The following is an 18,587-nucleotide window of genomic DNA, read 5'->3' on the forward strand; positions in this document are numbered from 1 at the left end:
AGGGCGGCGCGACTCAGGCCGCGGAGGACTCGTGCATGCGGCGGCGCAGGCTCAGCGGACGCATGTCGGTCCACACCTCGGCGATCCGGGCCAGGCACTCCTCGCGGGAGCCCTCGGTGCCCTCGGCGTGCCAGCCCGCGGGCAGCTCCCGCGCGACGGGCCACAGCGAGTACTGCTCCTCGTCGTTGAACACCACGCGCTGACGGGGGCCTTCGGTCTGCTGCTCTGCGGTCATGACTGCTCCTTCAGGCATACGGATGGTCGGTATCGGTGCGGGGAGAAGAGGGGACGACGGCTCTCAGGCCGGCAGGAAGTCGTCGACGCGGACTCCGAGCCCGCGCCGTTCGGCCTCCTCGCGCACGTACTCGGCGAGTGCGATGTCCAGCACTCCGAGGCCGAACGGCGAGTACACGACGGGGCGTTCGGGCGTGCGCTGCAGCGTCACGCGGCCGCGCAGCAGCGCGCCGATCTCGGCGGCGACGAAGTCCCGGTCGCCCGCGATCCGCTGGGCGAGGTCGAGGGAGGTGCGCTCTCGGCACACGTGGTCGGTGTCGTCGACGACGTTGACCGCGCCGAGGATCGCCTCGGCGGTCAGGTCGCGCAGGGAGACGTGCAGGACGGTGGTGTCGGGGCCGCAGGCGGCGAGGTCCAGGTGCGGGGTCGCGGCCGTGGTGGCCAGCGAGACGAGCCGGTGCTCGCCGAGCGCGGCGGCGAGGTCGGTGACCGCGTGGGCCTTCACCGCGGGCGCGGCCTCCTGGCAGCGGGCGGCGAACTCCTCGGCGCGCACCGGGTCGGTGTCGTACAGGGCGGCCTCGGTGAGCCCGGGCAGGGCGGCCGCGAGGAAGCGCAGGATCTCCAGGTTGATGACCCCGCAGCCGACCAGCAGCACGGAGGCCGGCGGGCGGTCGGCGGTGAGCTCCGCGGCGGCCAGGGCGGCGCTCGCCGCCGTCCGCTTGGCGGAGACCACCGCGCCCTCGACGAGGGCCACCGGGCGCCCGTGGTCGAGGGAGTTGAGGACGATGGCGGCACTGGCCCGCTCGGTGCCGGCGGCCACGTTGCCCGGGAAGGAGGCGATCCACTTCATCCCCGCGGCCGGCCGCCGACCGCCCCGGTAGGCGGGCAGCCCGATGATCCGGTCGCGGGCGTGGTGCTCCTCGGGGAAGCGCAGGAACGTCGAGTGCGGCAGGGACGTGCGGCCCTCGTCGTGCAGCCGGTAGGTGTCGGCGACGAGCTCGATGATCTCCGTCTCCCGGCCGGACAGGACGTCCGTCACGTCGGTGCGTCGGAGGATCAGCATGGGGTTCCCTCTCTGCGGAGCCTTTCGGTGATGCAGCGATGGTGGGTTCGGCCGCTATATGCGCCCTATACGGCCCGGAGGGCCTCGACGTCGTACAGCACGGTGTCCGCGAGCAGCGGGTCCTGCCGCACGTCCACGGCGAACCCGCGCGCCGTCAGCAGGTCCCGTACGGCGGCCAGCCGGCCGTCCTCGTCGTGCACCTCGGCGACCACCGCGCCGACGAGGGGCCAGTGCTCCTCCTCGACGCCGCGCAGCACCTCCAGCTCGGCGCGCTCCACGTCCACCTTGAGCAGGTCGACCCGTTCGACGGCGTGCCGGCGCAGCAGCTCGGAGACGGTGACGGCGGGCACGGTCAGTTCGACGCCCTCGTGCAGCCCCTCGACCAGTTCGGCCGCGTCCTCGGGGTCGACGCCGCTGTTGCGCAGGAAGGTCAGGGTGATCTCGTCGTCGGCGTCCGGGTCGGCGTGCAGACCGGAGTTGCCGGGTGCTTCGGGGTAGTAGGTGAACTTCAGCAGTCCCGGGCGGTCGGCGACGGCCACGCACTCGGCGTGCCAGCCGGGGGCCGCGTGCTCGGCGAGGTTGCGCTCCAGACAGGCGTGCAGCGCGGGCGCGGGTTCGGCGGCCAGGACGCGGACGCCGGGCCGGGTGCGGGCGCAGTACACCGACATCAGGCCGATGTTCGCGCCGATGTCGACCACGGTGTCACCGGGCCGCAGACGTCCGGCCGCCCGGTGGTAGGCGCCGGGCGGCAGCATCTCGCGCCACATCGCCACGGCGGCGGGGCCGTTGGTGCACCACACGGCGGGTCCGTCGGGGAGTTGCTGACGCGGGCTCGTGCTCATGCCGCCCCCGATCCGAGCGCCAGCAGGAACGCCAGGTCGTCGTGGGCGACGAGGCCGACGTCGGACACGGCGGTGTCCGGGGCGTCCAGGGAGACGTCCAAGAGGCACCGCCAGGTCTCGCCGAAGCGTTCGACGGTGGCGGCGTCGAAGAGGTCGGTCCGATAGCGCAGGACAGCCTTGAAGCCCCGGGAGTCCTGGAGGATCTCCACGGTCAGGTCGAGCTGGCCCTCCTGCTGCGGTACGTCGACCAGTTCGGCCCGCAGGCCGCCGAGGCGCACCGGGCCCTCGTACAGGCCCTCGACGGGCAGCCGGTCGGCGGCGACCAGGGTGCAGGAGATGCGGAACAGCGGTCCGCCGCCCAGCAGTTCGACCGGGTACCGGGCGTGGGCCAGGCCGCGGCGCAGCTGGTCCTGCGCGGATCCGATCGTGTCCAGCAGGGTCGTCGCGGGGGTGAACCGGGCTGCGGTCGGCAGGGCGTTGACGTAGTACCCGACGGCCTGCCGGGTGTCCGGGGTGAACCGGGTCGTGGCCGGGCACCCGATGAGAAAGCCGTCACCGCAGCCGGAGCGGTGCAGGGCGGCCTGAAAGGTGCCGAGCAACCAGACGAACGGCGTCAGCCCACGCCCTGCGGCGGCCTCCCGCAGCCGCCGTGCGGTGTCCGGATGCCAGCCGACCTCATGGGTGGCACCACGGAGCGCACGGTGCGGCGGACGCGGCCGATCGGTGGGCAGCACAGCGGCCCGAAGCCCCGCACACACCTCCCGCCAGTACCCGGCCGCACGTGCACCCCGCACCGAGGAAACGAAGTCCCGCTCCGCACGCACCTGTTCGTTCCAGCCCGCCGGTGTCGGTGTCGCCGCCCGGCCCGGCTCGGGTGCCGTGGCCGGCTCCCCGGTGCGGGCCCCGTACTCGGTGAACAGGTCGCGCATCAGCAGCCACTGGGACGTGGCGTCGCTGACGATGTGGTGGGTGACCGTGACGAGGAGTGTGTCGGTGGTGGACCGGCGGAGCAGGACCGCGCGGAAGGCACCCGCGGTGAGGCAGAAGGGCTCCTCGCCGGCCAGCGTGGCGAGTCGGAAGAGCTCGGCGTCATCGGCGCCGGGCGTCTCGCGGACGTCCAGGCGGACGGTTCCCGGCGCGTCGACGCGGCGCACCGGCCCGTCGTCGGTGCCGGGGAAGCGGGAGCGCAGCAGCTCGTGGCGGGCTGCGAGCGCGGTCAGCGCCTCCTGGAGGACGTCGACGCGCAGGGCACCGCGCAGCCGTACGGCGAGGACGACGTTGTAGGCGGAGCTGTCCGGGTCGAGCTGGTGGGCGAGCCAGAGGGCTTCCTGCCCGGCGGAGAGGGGACGCGCGTCGGCGGCGGCCCCCGGGGTGACGGTCATGGCCGGTCAGTCCTTCCACAGGTGGGAGACGTCGCCGAAGTTCTCGCGCACCCACGCGTCGGAGTAGATGGTGTCGAGGTAGCGGTCGCCCCCGTCGGGGAACATGAGGACGCAGTTCGAGCCCTCCGGGACCCGGTGCCGGATCTTCCACAGCGCGGCCACGGCCGCCCCGGAGGAGCCGCCCGCCAGCACCGCCTCCCGGGCGATGAGCCGACGGCAGGCCACCACGCACTCCAGGTCGGAGATGTGCACCACCTCGTCGGCATAGGCCGGATCGGCGAGCGGCGGCACCACGGAGGCACCATGCCCGGGGATGAGCCGCTGGGTGGACTCCAGGCCGAAGATCGCGCTGCCCAGCGCGTCCACCGCGACCACCCTGGTGCCGAGCCCGCGCTCGCGGATGTGGTCACGGCAGCCGCGCAGCGTCCCGAAGGTGCTGACCGGGCAGAACAGGTAGTCGACCTTGCCGTCGAGGCTCTCCGCGATCTCCCGCATGGTGGTCTCGTGGGCCTTCGGGTTGAGCGGGCTGGAGTACTGGTTGGGCCAGTACGCGCCCGGGATCCGGTCCACCAGCTCCCGCACCCGGCGCAGCCGGACCGGCAGGTACTCACCGGTCAGCTCGTCGCGTTCGGTGACCACCTCGACCTCGGCGCGGAAGGCCCGCAGGATGGCGAGGTTCTGCTCGGTGGTCTTGCCGTCCACCACGCAGATGAAGCGCAGTCCGAAGTAGCGGCAGATCTGCGCGAGCCCGACGGCCAGGTTGCCGGAGCTGGACTCGACGATCACGGACCGACCGGGTTCCACCTCGCCGCCACGGATGGCCCCCAGCAGCATGCCGAGCGCGGAGCGGTCCTTGATGCTGCCGCCGGGATTGAACCGCTCGACCTTCCCGAACACACGGGAGCCGAAGTCCGGGAGCAGTCGCGCCAGTTCGACGAGCGGGGTGTTGCCTACGGTGGACAGAATTCCGGGAAAGGTTTTCTCAGGCACGGGGCCCCTCCAGGGCGTAAGCGCCCGAAGGGGCGCGAGGAACTGCGCGACCAGCCACGACGAAGCCGCAGCCGCCCGACGACCTACTGCGGCACCCCCTCCTGCGCCCCGCCCAGCGCCGCGGCCAGGTGCGCGGTGATCGCGTCGATCGTGGGGTGGTCCCAGGCCAAGGTCGGTTCCACCACCAGTCCGAAGCGGTCCTCCACATCGCCGCACAGGGTGAGCGCGTACACCGAGTCGAGTCCCATCTCGGCGAGCTGGGTGCCCTCGTCGACGTCGGCGGGGTTGCGCTCCAGGTAGTAGGCGACCCGGTCGACGAGCCAGGCGCGGATGGCCTGCGGCGCGGTGCCGTCGGCGGCGGCCGCGGGGGCGGGGGCGGAGGTGGTTTCGGTCATGAGTCAACTCCCTTGGCGGGCCCGCCGTTCGTGGCGAGCCGGGTACGGAAAAGGTCGAAGGTGCACGCCGCCTCGTGCCGCGCGGAGAGCTCCGCGAAGAGCGCGTCCACGGCGGACTCGGGCAGCGGGTCGCGGCGCGGACCGAGCCGCTCGGCGAGCCGGTGCAGCGCGGCGCCGGCCCAGCGCGGATCGGCGAGGAACGGGTCGCCGGCCGGGTCCTCGGCGGCCGCGCGCCACACGCCCAGGCAGGCGGCGGCCGCGAGGAGGAGGACGTACCGCTCGGCGAGCAGGAAGGCACGGCGGCCGGCGAGCGGGGTGCGGTCCTGCGGGGGCAGGGCGCCGGCGCGGTCCGCGAGGTCGGCGAGATGGCCGGTGAACTCGGCGGCGAGCGAGGCGAGTTCGGCGTGTCCGGGACCGCGGCGGGCGAGGTCGTCGGCGAACTCGGGCAGCAGCGCGGCCAGTCCGTCCGCACCGCGCGCGGTCAGCTCCAGCCGGCCGAGATCGAGGGCGGGCAGCGGGTCGTGGAGCCGGAAGAGCGAGTCGTCGTACGGCTGCCGCGTACCGCTCGCTGCCGGGCGCCAGGCGCGGTCGGCGAGCCGGGGCAGCTGCGGCACGATGTTCGACAGGCACACCGCTCCGCTCGCGTGGGCGAGCGCGACGACGGGCAGGTCCCGTGCCGTCTTCTGGAACCCGGCGTACGGCCCCTCGCGCACATAACTGCGGGCGCCCAGCAGCACCCCGAGCCGGTAGGAGCTGTCCTGGAGCAGCTTCGGCACCAGGTACTTCACCGCCGCCGACCGCACACTCGCCTCCTGGGGCGCGAGATGCAGGGTGCGCGCGGCGACCATGGCGAGCGCGTCGCAGATCAGCAGGTCGACGAAGGCGCCCGTGAGGGTGGCGCGGGCGAGGGGCAGGGCGCTGACGGGACCGCCGTACAGCTGCCGCTCCCCGGCGAAGGAGAGCACGGTGCGCAGTTGCCGGTCGCCGAGGCCGACGACCATCCCGGGCAGCACACAGCGGGTGACCTGGAAGACCTTCAGTACGGTCTCCATGGCGCCGCCCTCCTCGCCGAGCAGGGCGTCGGCGGGGACGGGGGTGTCGGTGAAGTCGGCGCCGCCCAGCAGGCAGCCGCGCACGCCGGAGGTGGAATAGCGGGCCGAGCGGTCGACGGCCGGCGAGTCGAGGCCGACGAGGAGATGGGAGTGGCCTCGGCTGCCGGGGCGTTCGTCGGTCCGGGCGAACAGGACCGCGGCCTCGGCCCGGCCGATGTTGTTGACCAGCTGCTTCCCGCCGTCGAGGAGGTAGCCGCCACCGGGTGCGGGCCGGGCGGTGAGCGCGATACGGGCGAAGTCGCTGCCGTGGTCGAGTTCGGTGTAGGCGGCGACGACCCGGCCGCCGCCGCGGAGCAGGCCGGCCACCCGGCTCCGCTGCTCGTCGGAGCCGTCCGCCCACACGGGCAGTCCGGCGATGAAGCTGGTCACCCCGTGTCCGATCGCGAGGGAGGCGTCCCGCCGGAACAGGCTCCGCATGAGCAGGGCGAACCGGTCGGCCCGTGCGAACCGCCCGCCGAACTCCACCGGCACGAACTCGGCCCCCAGCCCGAACCCGGTGAGCGCCTCCTCCCCGGCCGCGAGCAGCTCACCCCGCTCGTCGGCGTCGAGCACGGCGCGCAGGCCCAGCGGGTTGGCGGGGTCGTCGGGGTCACCGAGAAGGGCTTCGAGGGCGGTGATGCGGTCCAGAGCCGGGTCGGTGGAGGGAGCCGTCTCCCCGCCCGAGGCGCCCTCCGCACCGCCGGCCACCCGCTCCCACTCCTCCGTCGGCTCCGACGTCAGCAGGTCCGTCATGCCGCTTCCTCCTTCGGGGTCTCCGCCAGGCGGCACGGGAACAGCGAGAACAGCAGGCCCTGTTCGGTCTGGGTGTGCAGGGCCGGCAGCAGGGCGTCCAGGGCCGGGCCGTCCGTGTCGTCCAGGTCGGGGGCGCCGGTGAGGCGGTGCAGCAGGCGGGCCAGGACCGCGTCCAGCCAGGCCGCGTCCGTCCACAGCGGGCCCCGCGCCCTCGGCGTGCCGGTGTTCTCCAGCCACAGGTGCAGGCTCGCCGCTCCCGCGTACACGAGGGCGTACCGGCGGGCCGCGTCGAAGGCCGGCTCCGGTACGGCCCGCGCGCTGTGCCGCAGTGCGCCCATCTCGGCGTGCAGCTCCTGCGCAGCCCCCAGCAGTGCCCTGGCGCGGTCGGCCACCGAGGCCGGCGCGGTCCGCGTGACCCGCTCGACCGCCTCCGGCAGCGACTGTACGACGCTGGACCCGGACCGCGCGTACAGGCTCAGCCGACCGTGGTCCAGCGTGGGCGCGGGCCCGTCCAGCCGGGCGGCCACCGCCACCCCGTCCAGGTCGGCGAGCCGTCCGCGCCAGCCCCGGCACAGCACCGGGAACTGGTTGATCAGGGAGTTGAGGTTGACGGCCGTACTGCCGTCGAAGATCCCGACGATCCGGTGGTCCCGCTCCAGCTTCTGGAACGCCCCGTCGGCGAAGTCCCTGGTCAGCATCGCGCGGGCGCCCAGCAGCGAGCGCAGCGCCCCGATCACCTCGTCACCCAGCGTCGGCACCAGGTACTTCGCCACCGCCGACACCGCGCTCTGCTCCCCGGTCAGGGTGTGCGCGGAGCGGGTCGCCACCAGGGCCGCCGCCTCCATGGCCAGCAGGTCGGCGTAGGACTCGGCCAGGGTGCGGGCGGCGTGCGGGAGTCCGGCGAGCGGACGCCGGTACAGGTGGTGGGAGCGGGCGAACTCCACGGCGATGCGCAGGGCGTGGTCCGTCATGCCCAGGGACATCGCCGAGCAGAGCGTACGGGTGATCTGGAAGCCCTTGAGGATGATCTCCAGGCCCTCGCCCTCGCCGCCGACCAGCGCGTCGGCCGGTATCAGGGCGCCGTCGAAGGCGATGCCGCTGATGTCGGCGCCGCGCACACCGTGGGTGGGCACCTGCGGCAGCGCATGCCGACTGCCCTCGGCCAGAGCCGACTTGTCCACGAGGAAGAGGCTGAAGCCGCGAGTGCCGCCCTGCGGCCTGGTGCGGGCCAGGACGCACACCAGGTCGGCCCGGGTCGCGTTGTTGATGAGCCACTTCCGGCCGTCCAACCGCCAGCCGCCCGCGACGGGCTCGGCCCGCAGCTCACCCGCCAGCAGGTCGCTGCCGTGGGCGTGTTCGGTGAGCGCCAGCGAGACGACGGCACCCGCGCCGACCCGCTCGGCCAGCGCCCGTGCCTGCTCCTCGCCTCCCGCCACCCACACCGATATGGCACCCAGATACGTCTTGGCGTGCGCGAGGGCGGAGGTGAAGTCCCGCCGGGACAGCGTGCGGATGAGCTGGAGCAGTTCCTCGCCGGTGCGCAGCTCACCGCCGTGCTCGGCCGGCACGAAGAAGCGGGGCACCCCGAGCGCGTCCAGCTCCCGGCACACCTCGGCCGGGAACTCCTCGGCCCGGTCCCACTCCGCGACCCGGCGGTAGGAGAACACCCGCCGCTCGTCACGGGGGTCGCCGAGCTTTTCCTCCAGCGTCCGGGCGAACCCGTGCGGATCCCAGCCGGCCCGGAAGGCCCTGGCGAGCTCCGGCGACAACTCCTCGTGCAGAGCGGTCAGTCCACCGCTCTCGAACAGCTCCCGCATCCGGGCCCGGCGGATCTTCCCGCTCGTCGTCCGGTGGACGCGGCCCGGCTTGACCAGCACCACACCGCCGACCCGCACCCCGAGGCGCTGCGCGAGGCGGGCGCGGGCGGTGCGGGCGAGGGCTGCCAGCTCGTCGGCCGTACGGCCGCGCCCGCGCACCTCCTGGACCGCGACGATCTCCTCGGCCCCCGCGCCACCGGGCCGGGACGCGAAGACCGCGGCCGGACGGTCGGCGAAGGCGGGGTCCAGGTCGCGCAGTTCACGCTCGATGTCGTGCGGATAGAGGTTCCGGCCGTGCACGATGATCATTTCCTTGAGGCGGCCGGTGACGTAGAGCTGTCCGTCCCTGAGCGCCCCCAGGTCGCCGGTGCGCAGGAAGGGCCCGGTCCCGTCGGCCGTGACCGCGCCGAAGGTCCGTTCGGTCTCCGCGGGCCGGTTCCAGTAGCCGAGCGCGACACTGTCCCCGCGGATCCAGATCTCCCCGACCCGCCCCTCGGGCAGTTCGCGGCGGCCGGCCGGGTCCACGATCCGCACGTCGAGCCCGTGCACGACACCGCTGCTTGCCAAATCCTGCCGTACGGCGTCCTCCTGGGCCTCGGTGACCTCGTCCCGGGCCAGCGCGCCCGCGTCGGCGGACAGCACCGTCGGCGGTTCGTCGGCGGGGGTGCCGGAGACGTAGAGGGTGGCCTCGGCGAGTCCGTAGCCGGGCAGCAGGGCCCGTGCCGAGAAGCCCGCGTCCGCGAACCGCTCGGCGAACCGGGCGAGGGTGGCGGCGTCGACCGGTTCGGCGCCGTTGCAGGCGTAGCGCCAGCGCGACAGGTCCAGGCCCGCGGTCTGTTCCTCGGTCAGGCGGCGCGCGCAGAGGTCGTAGGCGAAATTGGGGGCGCAGCTGACCTCGGCGCCGTACTCGTCGATGAGCCGCAGCCAGGACACCGGGCGCTTGAGGAACTCGGTGGGCGACATCAGCACCGCCGTGCCGCCCAGGTACAGCGGGGCGAGCATCATCGCGATGAGCCCCATGTCGTGGTGGGCGGGCAGCCAGCTGCACCAGGTCATGTCGCCGTGCCAGCCGTGCCGGTCGCGCATCATCCCCAGGTTGTGGACGAGCGCCCCGTGCGGCACCATCACGCCCTTCGGGTCACTGGTGGAGCCGGAGGTGTACTGGAGGAAGCACAACGTGTCCGGTTCGACGGGAAGTTCGTGCCAGGCGTCGGCGTCCCCCGACTGCTCGGCCGACTCCACCTCCACCGCCGTGAGTCCGGGCAGGTCCGCCTGCTCGGCCTCCAGCCAGGGGCGCACCGCCGTCAGGCCCGGGCCGTCGGTCAGCACCAGGTGTGCCCCGGTGTCGGCGGCGATCGCGGTGGTCCGTGACTCCTGGCGCCCGAACCCGCCGGGCAACGGCACCGGCACGGGCACCGCGCCGGCGTAGAGGCAGGCCAGGAACGCGCGCAGGAAACCGGTTCCGGGGCCGCAGGACACCAGCACCCGGTCGCCGGGCGCCACCCGGCCCGCGAGCCACTGTGCGGCGGCCCGGGCCCGGCGGTCCAGCTCCCCGTACGTCAGCTCCTCCACCTCCGGCCCGGTGCGGAAACGGACGGCGCTGTGCGCGGGCCGGCGCTCGGCCCTGCGGCGCAGCGCGCCGACGAAGCTCTCGAAGTCGGTCACCCCAACTACTCACCCTCTGCGACCCGTCGGGCCGCGCTCGCACAGCTGCGGTCTGGACTTCAGCCAACCGGGGCGCACTATGCGGCACCTATATGTGGCCTTTGGCGCGGTATACAGCGTTCCGCGCATGTCGACGGCCGCCGTACGCACCACAGGGGGAGGGGTGACGTACGGCGGCCGTGGGGGGGTGATGCGGCGGGCCAGAGGGTGGCTCAGCCGCATCCGCCCGCGTGCCCGTCGTCGACGCGGACTTCGGCGCCGTCGAGGGGAGCGGGCTCGCCGGGGTCCGGCGCGAGCCGGGGATTGTTCGCCGCGAGCGCGGCGACGAAGGCGGGGAGCCGGTCGACTCCCCAGTACTTGTCGTAGTGGTCGACGAAGAAGGGGACGCCGAAGACACCGTCACGCTGGATGTCCAGCAGCACCCGCACCCCCTCGGCGCGCAGCTCCGGGTCGTCCGAGGCGCACGCCAGCTCCTCCGCGTCCAGGCCGAGTTCGGCGCCGAAACCGGCGATGGTGCGCCGGTCGCAGACGTCCTGCCCCAGCTCCCAGCGGGCCCGGGCGGCCAGGGCGATGTACTCGGGTCCCCGGCCGTGCCGTGCCGCGGCCAGATAGCCGAGGTGGGGCACCTCCCACACCGGGTCGCGGTCCACCGGCCAGCTGAAGGAGAGCCCGCGCGCGGCGGCCAGCCGCCGTACGTCCTGGAGGATGTAGCGGTGCTTCTCCGCCGACATCGGCGTGTAGGGAAAGGCCCCGCCGGCCTCGGCGAGCATCTTCGCGCTCAGCTCGTCGGGCTCGAAGAACGGCACCCACTCCAGGGCGGCCGCCGTCCGCGGGTGGTGCTCCAGCAGATCCCGGTACGCCAGCCACGAGTAGGGGCTGCGCAGCGAGAAGTAGAACCGCGGAGGCCTGCGGGTCCGGCGGGCGGCGCTCACAGCGAGATGCCGCCGTCCACCTGGAAGACCTGGCCCGTGATGTACGACGCCTCCTCGGAGACCAGGAAGGACACCAGCGAGGCGACGTCCCCGGGGGACCCGAACCGCTTGAGCGGGATCCGGCCCTGCATCTCCTTGGCCTTCTTCGGCGGCAGTACGGAGGTCATGTCGGTGTCGATGAAGCCGGGCGCGACCGCGTTGGCGCGGATGCCGTGCCGCCCGGCCTCCTTGGCGAAGGACCGGGTGAAGCCGATGATCCCCGCCTTGGACGCCGAGTAGTTGGTCTGGCCCGCGTTGCCCGCGACCCCGGCCACCGAGGAGAGGGTGACGACGGCTCCGCCGCCCCGCTTGACCATCGGGAAGGCCACCGCGCGGCACAGGTGGTAGGTGCCGTCGAGGTTGGTGCGCACGACCGCGTCCCAGTCCTCGTCCGGCATCAGCACCAGCGGGCTGTCCCGGGTGATCCCGGCCGAGGTGACCGCGGCCGTCGCCGGCCCCAGGGTGTCCTCGGCCCGCTGCACGAACTCCCGGACCTGGGCGGCGTCGGCCACGTCCACGCGCCGCGCGAACACCCGCCGCCCCAGCTCGCGCACCTCCTTCTCCACGACGGCGGCGGACTGTTCGTCGGAGCGGTAGCAGAACCCGATGTCGTGGCCGTCACGGGCGAGCCGCTCGACGACCGCCCGGCCGATACCGCGCGACCCGCCGGTGACGAGCGCGACTTTGGGGCTTTTGGGTGGTGCGGACATTGCGTCGTCTCCTTCTGGCTGTCTCATACGGTCAGCAGCGCGCGCCCGGGCGCCGGCGCCAGCTCGGTGACATCCCGCAGCGCCACCACGAACGCCCCGATCCGCAGCACCTCACGGCTGCCGACGTACGTCTCCCCGGCGAGGATCGCCGTCTCGTCCACGGCCTTGACCATCCGCACCCGGTGCTCGAGGACGTCCCCGGGGTAGGCACGCGCCCCGAAGGCCACCTCGTTGATGGAGCCCGCGAGTTCGACCTTCCCGGCCAGCACGTCCGGGTTGGGCGCCTCCCACACCGACAGCAGCACCGCGGACTGCGCCCAGGACTCCACGACCAGGGAGGTCGGGTAGGCGTAGTCGGCCGGGGCGGCGTCCTGGCCCAGCGGGGCGTAGCAGGGCTCGTTGCCGGAGACGGCCTTGACGGCGGTGAGGCTCTGCCCGGGGACGACCCGCCGGACCCGGTCGACGAGCAGCAGGGCGCCCCGGTGCGGAATGGTGTTCTTGATACGGCTGACGCCGTACTCGCCCCGGGTCACGCGGCGCCCTCGGCTTCCTGCTCGCCCTGCTCGGCGCCGTCGCCCTGGCCGTCCCGCACGCGGTAGCGGAGCCGGATGTCGGCGACCTTGCCGCGGTTGGTGGCGACGGCCGCCTTGAAGAGCAGGCCGGCCGCGTTGTCGGTCACGGTCACGTCGGCCAGCACCCGGTCGCCGGGGAACACCGGCCGGTGGAACCGGCAGCGGTCCATCGCGACGAGGTCGACCTCGCCGCCCTCGGCCCCGTCGCGGGCCGGGACGTTGCCGTGCGCCCACTGGCGGACCGTGCGGTCGGCGGCCTCGATGAGGAACACGCCTGGCAGCACGGGGAAGCCGGGGTAGTGACCGTCCACGACGGGCCCGTCCACCGGTGCGTCGAAGGCGGTGACGGCCCCCGCGGGACCGCTGCGGATCAGCTCGAGGTCGCCGAGCGGCGTCGCGGCGCTCACTGCGCGTCCCGCAGCTTGCGGTCGAGCAGCTCGTAGGTCCCGCGCAGCGAGGTGATGGCGGCGAGCTCGGTCTCCTGGAGCTTGACCCCGTACTCCTTCTCCAACCGCACGGTGATCTCCAGCGCCATCAACGAGTCCACATCGAGGTCGTCCACGAAGTGCGCCTCGTCGGTGACCTCGGTGACGTCCAGGTCGAGAACATCGGCGACCAGATCCCGCAGCTGCTCCTTGTCGAGCACGGAGGCGGCGATGGTGGTGTCGGTCATGACGTACACACGTCCTTCCTGATGAGGGTGAACACAGACGAACTGAAAAAGCCGGTGACGGGAGGGGAACCCGACGACGAAAGCCGCACGGGTGGTGCGGGTGAGAACACAAGGGCCGAAGGCGAAGCCGAGGCCGTCACGGCTCCCCCACCCGCAGCACGACCGCCCCGGCCTGCCCGTCCGCATCCACGGACGTCACCAGCGCCACCGAACCCGCACCGCCGGCGGCAACCGCCCCGGCGAGCTGCAGCGACGCGGACGCCGCCCCCAGATCCCCGACCAGCCGCCGCAACCGCAGCCGAGGCGGCCGATGTTCCCCGAAGATCCCGGCGAGCGCGGCATCCTCCCGGGCCCCGAGCACCCCGCCCCCGTCGGACGGAACCAGCAGCCCCACGTCCTCGACCGGGACGTCGGCCTCCTTCAGCGCCTCCCGCACGGCCCGGGCCACGGCCTCGTCGGCCCCCTCGGGATCGGGAAAGGCGATGAACCGGGACCCGAGCAGCGAAGCCAGCGCACTGCGGCCGTAGGCCCGAGCCCGCCCGGCCGACTCCAGCAGGAACAGTGCGCACCCCTCACCGAGCGGCCCGACCGGCTGCCGATGCGGCCCCCCGCTGCGCGCCCGGTACTCCAGCCAGGCCCGCTCCCGGGAGAACTCCTCGACCGCCCCGCACAGCACCGCCTCACAGTGCCGGCGCCGCAGCAGCCGCGCCGCGTAACTGAGTGCGAGCAGCCCGGTCAACGCCCCGCCGGACACGGTCGTGTTGGGCCCGCGCAGGGTGTGCCAGATGGCACTCTGCCCGGCGGCGCGGTTCATCACGGTGTTGGGGAACAGCGCGGGATCGACATGGAAGGGCTTCTCCCCGGTCAACGAGTCCCGCGTGAAGTCCATGATCGACTGCACACTGCCGTGCCCGGTGCCCAGCACCATGCCCACGGCCTCGGGCACCTCCTCGGCGAGCCCCGCCCCGGCCTGCTCCAGCAGCATCCCGGCGGTGGCCACGGCGAGCCCGGTGGCCCGGTCCATCGCCCGGGTCCCCTTGCGTCCGAGCACGGCGCGCACATCGAAGTCCGGTATCCGCCCGGCCCGTTCGTACGGCCCGAGGTCGGCTTCCTCGTCACCGGCACGCACCGCGTCCCGCAGTCCCCGCACGCCCTCGGCGAAGGCCTGGGCGCCGAGACCGTACGGCGACGCCACGGACCAGCCGGAGACGACCAGGGTGTCCGGGTCCGCCCCGGTGGCAAGACTGACACTCATAGCTGTCTTCTCCTGAAGTCGTAGAAGGTAGGGGGCAGTAGGGGAAGTAGGGGGGAAGTCAGCCCCACGCCCCGGCGGCGGCATGCAACTCCGCCCCGTCGACGCCGATGGTGTTGCCGGTCAGCCACGAGGACTCGGTACGGGACAGCAGCGCGACCGCGTCCGCGACGTCCTCGGGCCGGGTCAGCCGCCCGTGCGGGTTGTTCTCGGCGGCCCGCTCGATGTACCCGGCGTGCTCGGGGATCCGCCGCAGCGCGGGCGTGACGGTGGTCCCCGCCCGCAGCGCGTTCACGGCGATCCCGCTGGTGGCCAACTCGCAGGCGAGCTGGCGCACATGGGACTCCAGGGCGCTCTTGGCCGCCGACACCGCCCCGTAGCTGGGCAGGTGCTGCGAGGTCCCGGCGCTGGTCATGGCGTACACCTTGGAACCGCTGCGCAGCAGGTTGGCCGCGACCAGGTCCTGCGTCCAGTGGACGAGGCTGTGCGCCATGACGTCGAGCGTCATCTCGATCTGCCGTCCGCTGATCTGCTTCTCCCAGCCCTCCCGCGGCAGGAACGGCACCAGCGATCCGAAGGCCAGCGAGTGGACGAGAATCCGTATCCCCCCGGTGGCCCCGGTCAGTTCGGCGAGCTCGGGCACGATGTCGGCCCGGGTCGCCCGGGAGGCGGCGTTGGCGTTGAAGAACCGCGCCTCGACGCCCTTGCCGCGGATGTCCTCGACCAGCCGGGCGACCTCGTCCTCGCGCGCGGCGGTGTCGAAGTGCACCCCGGCGACATGGACGCCCTCCTCGGCCAGTCCGAGCGCGATGGCCCGTCCGATCCCGCTGGACGCCCCGAGAACCAGGCACCAGCTGCCCTCAAGCGACTTCAGCATGCTGCAACTCCTGTGTGAGACGGTCCTGTACGGGGGAGACCCGGACGAACGCGACCTGGCCCGCCCCGGTCGCACTGACGACGAGCCGTTCCCCGTCGTCCCGCGCGGTCACGGCGTGCGCGAGAGCGAGAGCGGGACCGAGACATCCGGTCCGCCGCAGGGGCACCTCGTCCTGTTCCGCCCCCATCCGCGTGCGCACTCCGGCGAGCGCCCCGGCGACGGCCTCGGACACCGGGGAGGTGTCGAGATCGAGGTGCACACTCAGCGCCGACGACACCGGCCCGCCCGGCACCCGACCGGCCCCCCCGGACACCCCCGGCGCTTCGCCCGCGACCGCACTCGCGCCCTCGTGCACGCGCGCTCCAGGAACCAGCTCCTCCAGCACCCGGTCCATAACCCGCGCGGCCCGCTCGCGGCCCTGCGGACGAGCCAGTGCCCCTGGGGGCAGGAACACCGAACGGGCCCGGAGCGTGGCGTGGACGGCGGCGCCGCGGGCGCGGGCCGAGGTGAGCGGCTCCAGGGCGAGCACCGCCGCGCCCTGCTCCCCGCCCCCGCCCCGCGGGGCCGGCACCGGTTCCTCGGCCGCGGCCAGCAGCAGCGCGCCGCACCGGCCGGCGGCCAGCGCCGACGCCCCCGTGGACAGGGCGTCCAGCGCGGCCGTACGGGCGGTGGCGACGGTCAGCGCGAAGCCGTGCAGGGAGAGTTCGGCGGCGAGCCGGTTGCCGAGCACGTTGACCGCGAAGTACGGCGCCAGGGCGGGGGAGATCCCGTCGGCGCCGCGCTCGGCCACGGTGGCGTCCATCGCGTCGTACACCGCGGCGAGTCCGGCGTTGGTGGCGAGCAGCAGCCCCCGCCGGTCGGCGGGCACGGCATCGGCCCAGGCCCCGCCGGCGACCGCGGCCCGCGCCGCGGCGAGCACGTACTGGGCGGCGGCGGGAAGGTACTTGTACCCCCGTGCCCCGAGCCGCACCCGGTGATCGAACCACTCACGACCGTCCGACGGCAGCCCACGGTGGGCCGCCGCGACCCCGGGCTCATCGCCCCAGGCAGAAACGACTCCCACCCCGGTCACAGCGATCTCATCCATCGGAACCCCCCACGGACGACGAACCGTCGGCCGCCGCCAGCACCACCGACGCGTTGTTCCCGCCGAACCCGTACGCGTTCACCAGCACCCGCCGCACCCCGAGCGGCACAGCCCGCTCCGGCAACCACACCTCGCACTCCGGGTCCTGCTCCTTCACCGGGACGTTCCCCGGTACCACTCCGTGCCGCAGGATCAGCGCTCCGGCCACCACCCCGAGCGCCGCCGACGCCCCACCCGCATGCCCGAGCAGCGCCTTCAGGCTGTACAGCGGCACCGGCCCGGCACCAGCGCCCACACCCGCACCGAGCACCCGCCGCAGCAACCGGCTCTCCAGCACGTCGTTGAGCCGCGTACCGGTCCCGTGCGGCACCACGCACCCCACGTCGTACGGCGGCTCACCCAGCGCCCGCCGCATCGCCCGCACGATCTGCTCGCCGTCCTCCCGGGGCGCCGTCGGATGGTCGCCGTCACAGCTCCAGCCGACCCCGTCGAGGCTCAGCACCCGCCCGTCACCGGAGTCGAGCGCCCCGCGGGCCCGGGCGTGCGCCGCCGACTCCACGACCACCACGCCCGCGCCCTCCGCGAACACCGTCCCGGCCCGGTCGCTCTCGAAGGGCCGGCACCGCTCGGGATCGACGGCCCCGAGCCGGTTGAAGCACCCGAGCGCGACCCGCGAGTAGGCGTCGGAACCCCCCGCGATCACGACATCGGCCTCACCGGCACGCACCAGGTCCATGGCGACCCCGAGGGCGTACCCCCCGGCGGCACAGGCGTTGGCGACGTCGAGGGCCGTACCGAACAGCCCCAGTTCATCGGCGAGCGCGCTCGCGAGCCGGAACGGCGGCTCCCACCGCTGTCCGCCCCGCTCCCGCTCGTTCACCCCGGGCTCGCCCATGCAGCTGCCGAGCACGACGGCGCTGCGCACCGCGTCCAGGGCATCGGCGTCCAGCCCGGCGTCGGCCAGTGCCTCGGCGGCGGCGAGCGAGGCGAACCGCGTCGCCCGCTCGGACGTCGGGTCGAGACCGGGCAGGTCGAGGTCGGGCACCAGGTTGATCAGCGGCAGGTCCATGAGGGCGAGCGGATCCGCGGGCCGGTCCGGCAGACGGGTCCCGGCCGCCGTCATGGCCCGCCACAGCTCGCCCGCGCCCACACCGTGGCAGGTGACGGCGCCGACCCCGGTGACCACGACCTCGACCTCGGCGTTCATGCCGCCCGGCCCTCCAGGGCAGCGTTCATGCGGTCGTCGAAGGAGACCAGCGACCAGTCGCGCCGGTTCTCGATGACGGCGTACCCGTGGGTGATCCGCCCGGTGGCGGTCTGCACCAGCTTCCCGTCCCGTACGACGTACGTGTCCATGCGGGAGTCGTAGGTGAACCCCTTGAAGACGCTCTCGACGGTGAGGACGACGTAGAGGTCCTCCTCCATCCGCGCCTCGTCGAGGACGGTGATCCGCGAGTGCGGCACCACCGGGATCCAGTTCTGCTCGTCGAGCAGTGTCTTGATGGAGACCCCGCGGTCGGCGACGAGCCGGTCCTTGGCCTCCTCCATCAGCCGCAGATAGCCGGACATCTGCTGGCGCTCGGTGAAGTGGCAGTACCAGTAGGGGATACGGAACTTCCAGGCGTACGCGTTCTTCCCGGCCGTCAGCTCCTTGACCAGGTCGTCGGCGGCGAGGTCGGCCTCGACCGGCTCGGGCGTCCAGCCCGGCTCGGCGGCCAGCCGGTCCACCGCGAACGGCGCGAGCGCGGCCGGCACGGGCAGCTCGCCGCCGCCGCGCGGGTCGAGGCGCAGCTGGACGCGCACGGTGGAGGTGACGGCCTTGAGCAGGGTCTCGCGCCGCACGTGCAGGGTGACGGCGAAGACCAGCTCGCCGTCCTTGGCCCTGCGGTGCGGCCGCACCTCGGCGACGGCCGTGTCGTCGATGTGGAAGGCGTGCAGGATGCGGGTGTCGATGTCGACGATGTCGGTGCACAGCCCGTACACCTCGTAGACCGTGCCGGGTGCGAGGCCGGCCTGCCTGAGATGGTTCAGCACTGCCTCCTCGACGAGGTAGTTGACGTGCTTGAACCCGATCCAGGTGCAGATGTTGGAGCCCTCGTAACGGGGCCGGATCTCCAGGGAGCTGGGCTCCTTCAGGGCGAGGACCGCGGCCTCGATGTCAGCGGTGTGCGTGGTGGTCACGTCGACTCCGTGAGTAGAGATGGGCAGGAGAA

18 protein-coding genes are annotated in these 18,587 nt (G+C 73.5%); all 18 read right to left on the reverse strand.

Annotated elements, in window-relative coordinates:
• Positions 1–13 precede the first annotated feature (13 nt).
• On the reverse strand, positions 14–235 hold the full coding sequence (locus RNB18_RS08345) for an MbtH family protein (protein ID WP_311713486.1): 222 nt from the start codon (positions 233–235) through the stop codon (positions 14–16).
• A 63-nt stretch (positions 236–298) separates the two neighbouring features.
• Complete coding sequence (gene sbnB / locus RNB18_RS08350) at positions 299–1,297, reverse strand: 2,3-diaminopropionate biosynthesis protein SbnB (RefSeq protein WP_311713487.1); 999 nt, start codon at positions 1,295–1,297, stop codon at positions 299–301.
• 65 nt (positions 1,298–1,362) lie between these two features.
• Entirely contained in the window at positions 1,363–2,139 is a 777-nt protein-coding gene (locus tag RNB18_RS08355; RefSeq protein ID WP_311713488.1) for an FkbM family methyltransferase, read from the reverse strand.
• The gene (locus RNB18_RS08360; protein ID WP_311713489.1) at positions 2,136–3,521 is read right to left on the reverse strand and encodes a condensation domain-containing protein; all 1,386 of its coding nucleotides are present in this window, start codon (positions 3,519–3,521) and stop codon (positions 2,136–2,138) included. The genes RNB18_RS08355 and RNB18_RS08360 overlap by 4 nt, the downstream gene beginning before the upstream one ends.
• A gap of 6 nt (positions 3,522–3,527) precedes the next feature.
• Positions 3,528–4,511, reverse strand: a complete 984-nt coding sequence (gene sbnA, locus RNB18_RS08365) for a 2,3-diaminopropionate biosynthesis protein SbnA (RefSeq protein WP_311713490.1) — start codon at positions 4,509–4,511, stop codon at positions 3,528–3,530.
• An 83-nt stretch (positions 4,512–4,594) separates the two neighbouring features.
• Positions 4,595–4,906 (reverse strand): acyl carrier protein, encoded by a 312-nt coding sequence (locus RNB18_RS08370; protein WP_311713491.1) that lies wholly within the window; start codon positions 4,904–4,906, stop codon positions 4,595–4,597.
• Entirely contained in the window at positions 4,903–6,750 is a 1,848-nt protein-coding gene (locus RNB18_RS08375) for an acyl-CoA dehydrogenase family protein (protein ID WP_311713492.1), read from the reverse strand. The genes RNB18_RS08370 and RNB18_RS08375 overlap by 4 nt, the downstream gene beginning before the upstream one ends.
• Positions 6,747–10,232, reverse strand: a complete 3,486-nt coding sequence (locus tag RNB18_RS08380; protein ID WP_311713493.1) for an AMP-binding protein — start codon at positions 10,230–10,232, stop codon at positions 6,747–6,749. The genes RNB18_RS08375 and RNB18_RS08380 overlap by 4 nt, the downstream gene beginning before the upstream one ends.
• Before the next feature lie 212 nt (positions 10,233–10,444).
• On the reverse strand, positions 10,445–11,164 hold the full coding sequence (locus RNB18_RS08385; protein ID WP_311713494.1) for a 2-hydroxychromene-2-carboxylate isomerase: 720 nt from the start codon (positions 11,162–11,164) through the stop codon (positions 10,445–10,447).
• Entirely contained in the window at positions 11,161–11,913 is a 753-nt protein-coding gene (gene fabG, locus RNB18_RS08390) for a 3-oxoacyl-[acyl-carrier-protein] reductase (protein WP_311713495.1), read from the reverse strand. Before fabG ends, RNB18_RS08385 begins: the two co-directional genes overlap by 4 nt.
• Before the next feature lie 23 nt (positions 11,914–11,936).
• Positions 11,937–12,446 carry a 3-hydroxyacyl-ACP dehydratase FabZ family protein gene (locus RNB18_RS08395; protein ID WP_311713496.1) on the reverse strand — a complete coding sequence of 170 codons (510 nt, stop codon included), beginning with the start codon at positions 12,444–12,446 and terminating at the stop codon, positions 11,937–11,939.
• On the reverse strand, positions 12,443–12,892 hold the full coding sequence (locus RNB18_RS08400) for a 3-hydroxyacyl-ACP dehydratase FabZ family protein (protein WP_311713497.1): 450 nt from the start codon (positions 12,890–12,892) through the stop codon (positions 12,443–12,445). Before RNB18_RS08400 ends, RNB18_RS08395 begins: the two co-directional genes overlap by 4 nt.
• Positions 12,889–13,158, reverse strand: a complete 270-nt coding sequence (locus RNB18_RS08405; RefSeq protein WP_311713498.1) for an acyl carrier protein — start codon at positions 13,156–13,158, stop codon at positions 12,889–12,891. Before RNB18_RS08405 ends, RNB18_RS08400 begins: the two co-directional genes overlap by 4 nt.
• A 136-nt stretch (positions 13,159–13,294) precedes the next feature.
• A complete protein-coding gene (locus tag RNB18_RS08410; RefSeq protein ID WP_311713499.1) occupies positions 13,295–14,413 on the reverse strand; it encodes a beta-ketoacyl synthase N-terminal-like domain-containing protein in 1,119 nt (372 codons plus the stop codon).
• A gap of 58 nt (positions 14,414–14,471) precedes the next feature.
• Positions 14,472–15,287 carry an SDR family oxidoreductase gene (locus RNB18_RS08415; protein ID WP_311713500.1) on the reverse strand — a complete coding sequence of 272 codons (816 nt, stop codon included), beginning with the start codon at positions 15,285–15,287 and terminating at the stop codon, positions 14,472–14,474.
• Entirely contained in the window at positions 15,271–16,374 is a 1,104-nt protein-coding gene (locus tag RNB18_RS08420) for a beta-ketoacyl synthase N-terminal-like domain-containing protein (protein ID WP_311713501.1), read from the reverse strand. The genes RNB18_RS08415 and RNB18_RS08420 overlap by 17 nt, the downstream gene beginning before the upstream one ends.
• Positions 16,367–17,581 carry a beta-ketoacyl-[acyl-carrier-protein] synthase family protein gene (locus RNB18_RS08425; protein ID WP_311713502.1) on the reverse strand — a complete coding sequence of 405 codons (1,215 nt, stop codon included), beginning with the start codon at positions 17,579–17,581 and terminating at the stop codon, positions 16,367–16,369. Before RNB18_RS08425 ends, RNB18_RS08420 begins: the two co-directional genes overlap by 8 nt.
• Complete coding sequence (locus tag RNB18_RS08430; protein ID WP_311713503.1) at positions 17,578–18,555, reverse strand: acyl-CoA thioesterase; 978 nt, start codon at positions 18,553–18,555, stop codon at positions 17,578–17,580. Before RNB18_RS08430 ends, RNB18_RS08425 begins: the two co-directional genes overlap by 4 nt.
• Between the last annotated feature and the right edge of the window lie 32 nt (positions 18,556–18,587).

The sequence above is a fragment of the Streptomyces doebereineriae genome (genome assembly GCF_031845645.1).
In the GTDB taxonomy this organism is placed as follows: Bacteria; Actinomycetota; Actinomycetes; order Streptomycetales; family Streptomycetaceae; genus Streptomyces; species Streptomyces canus.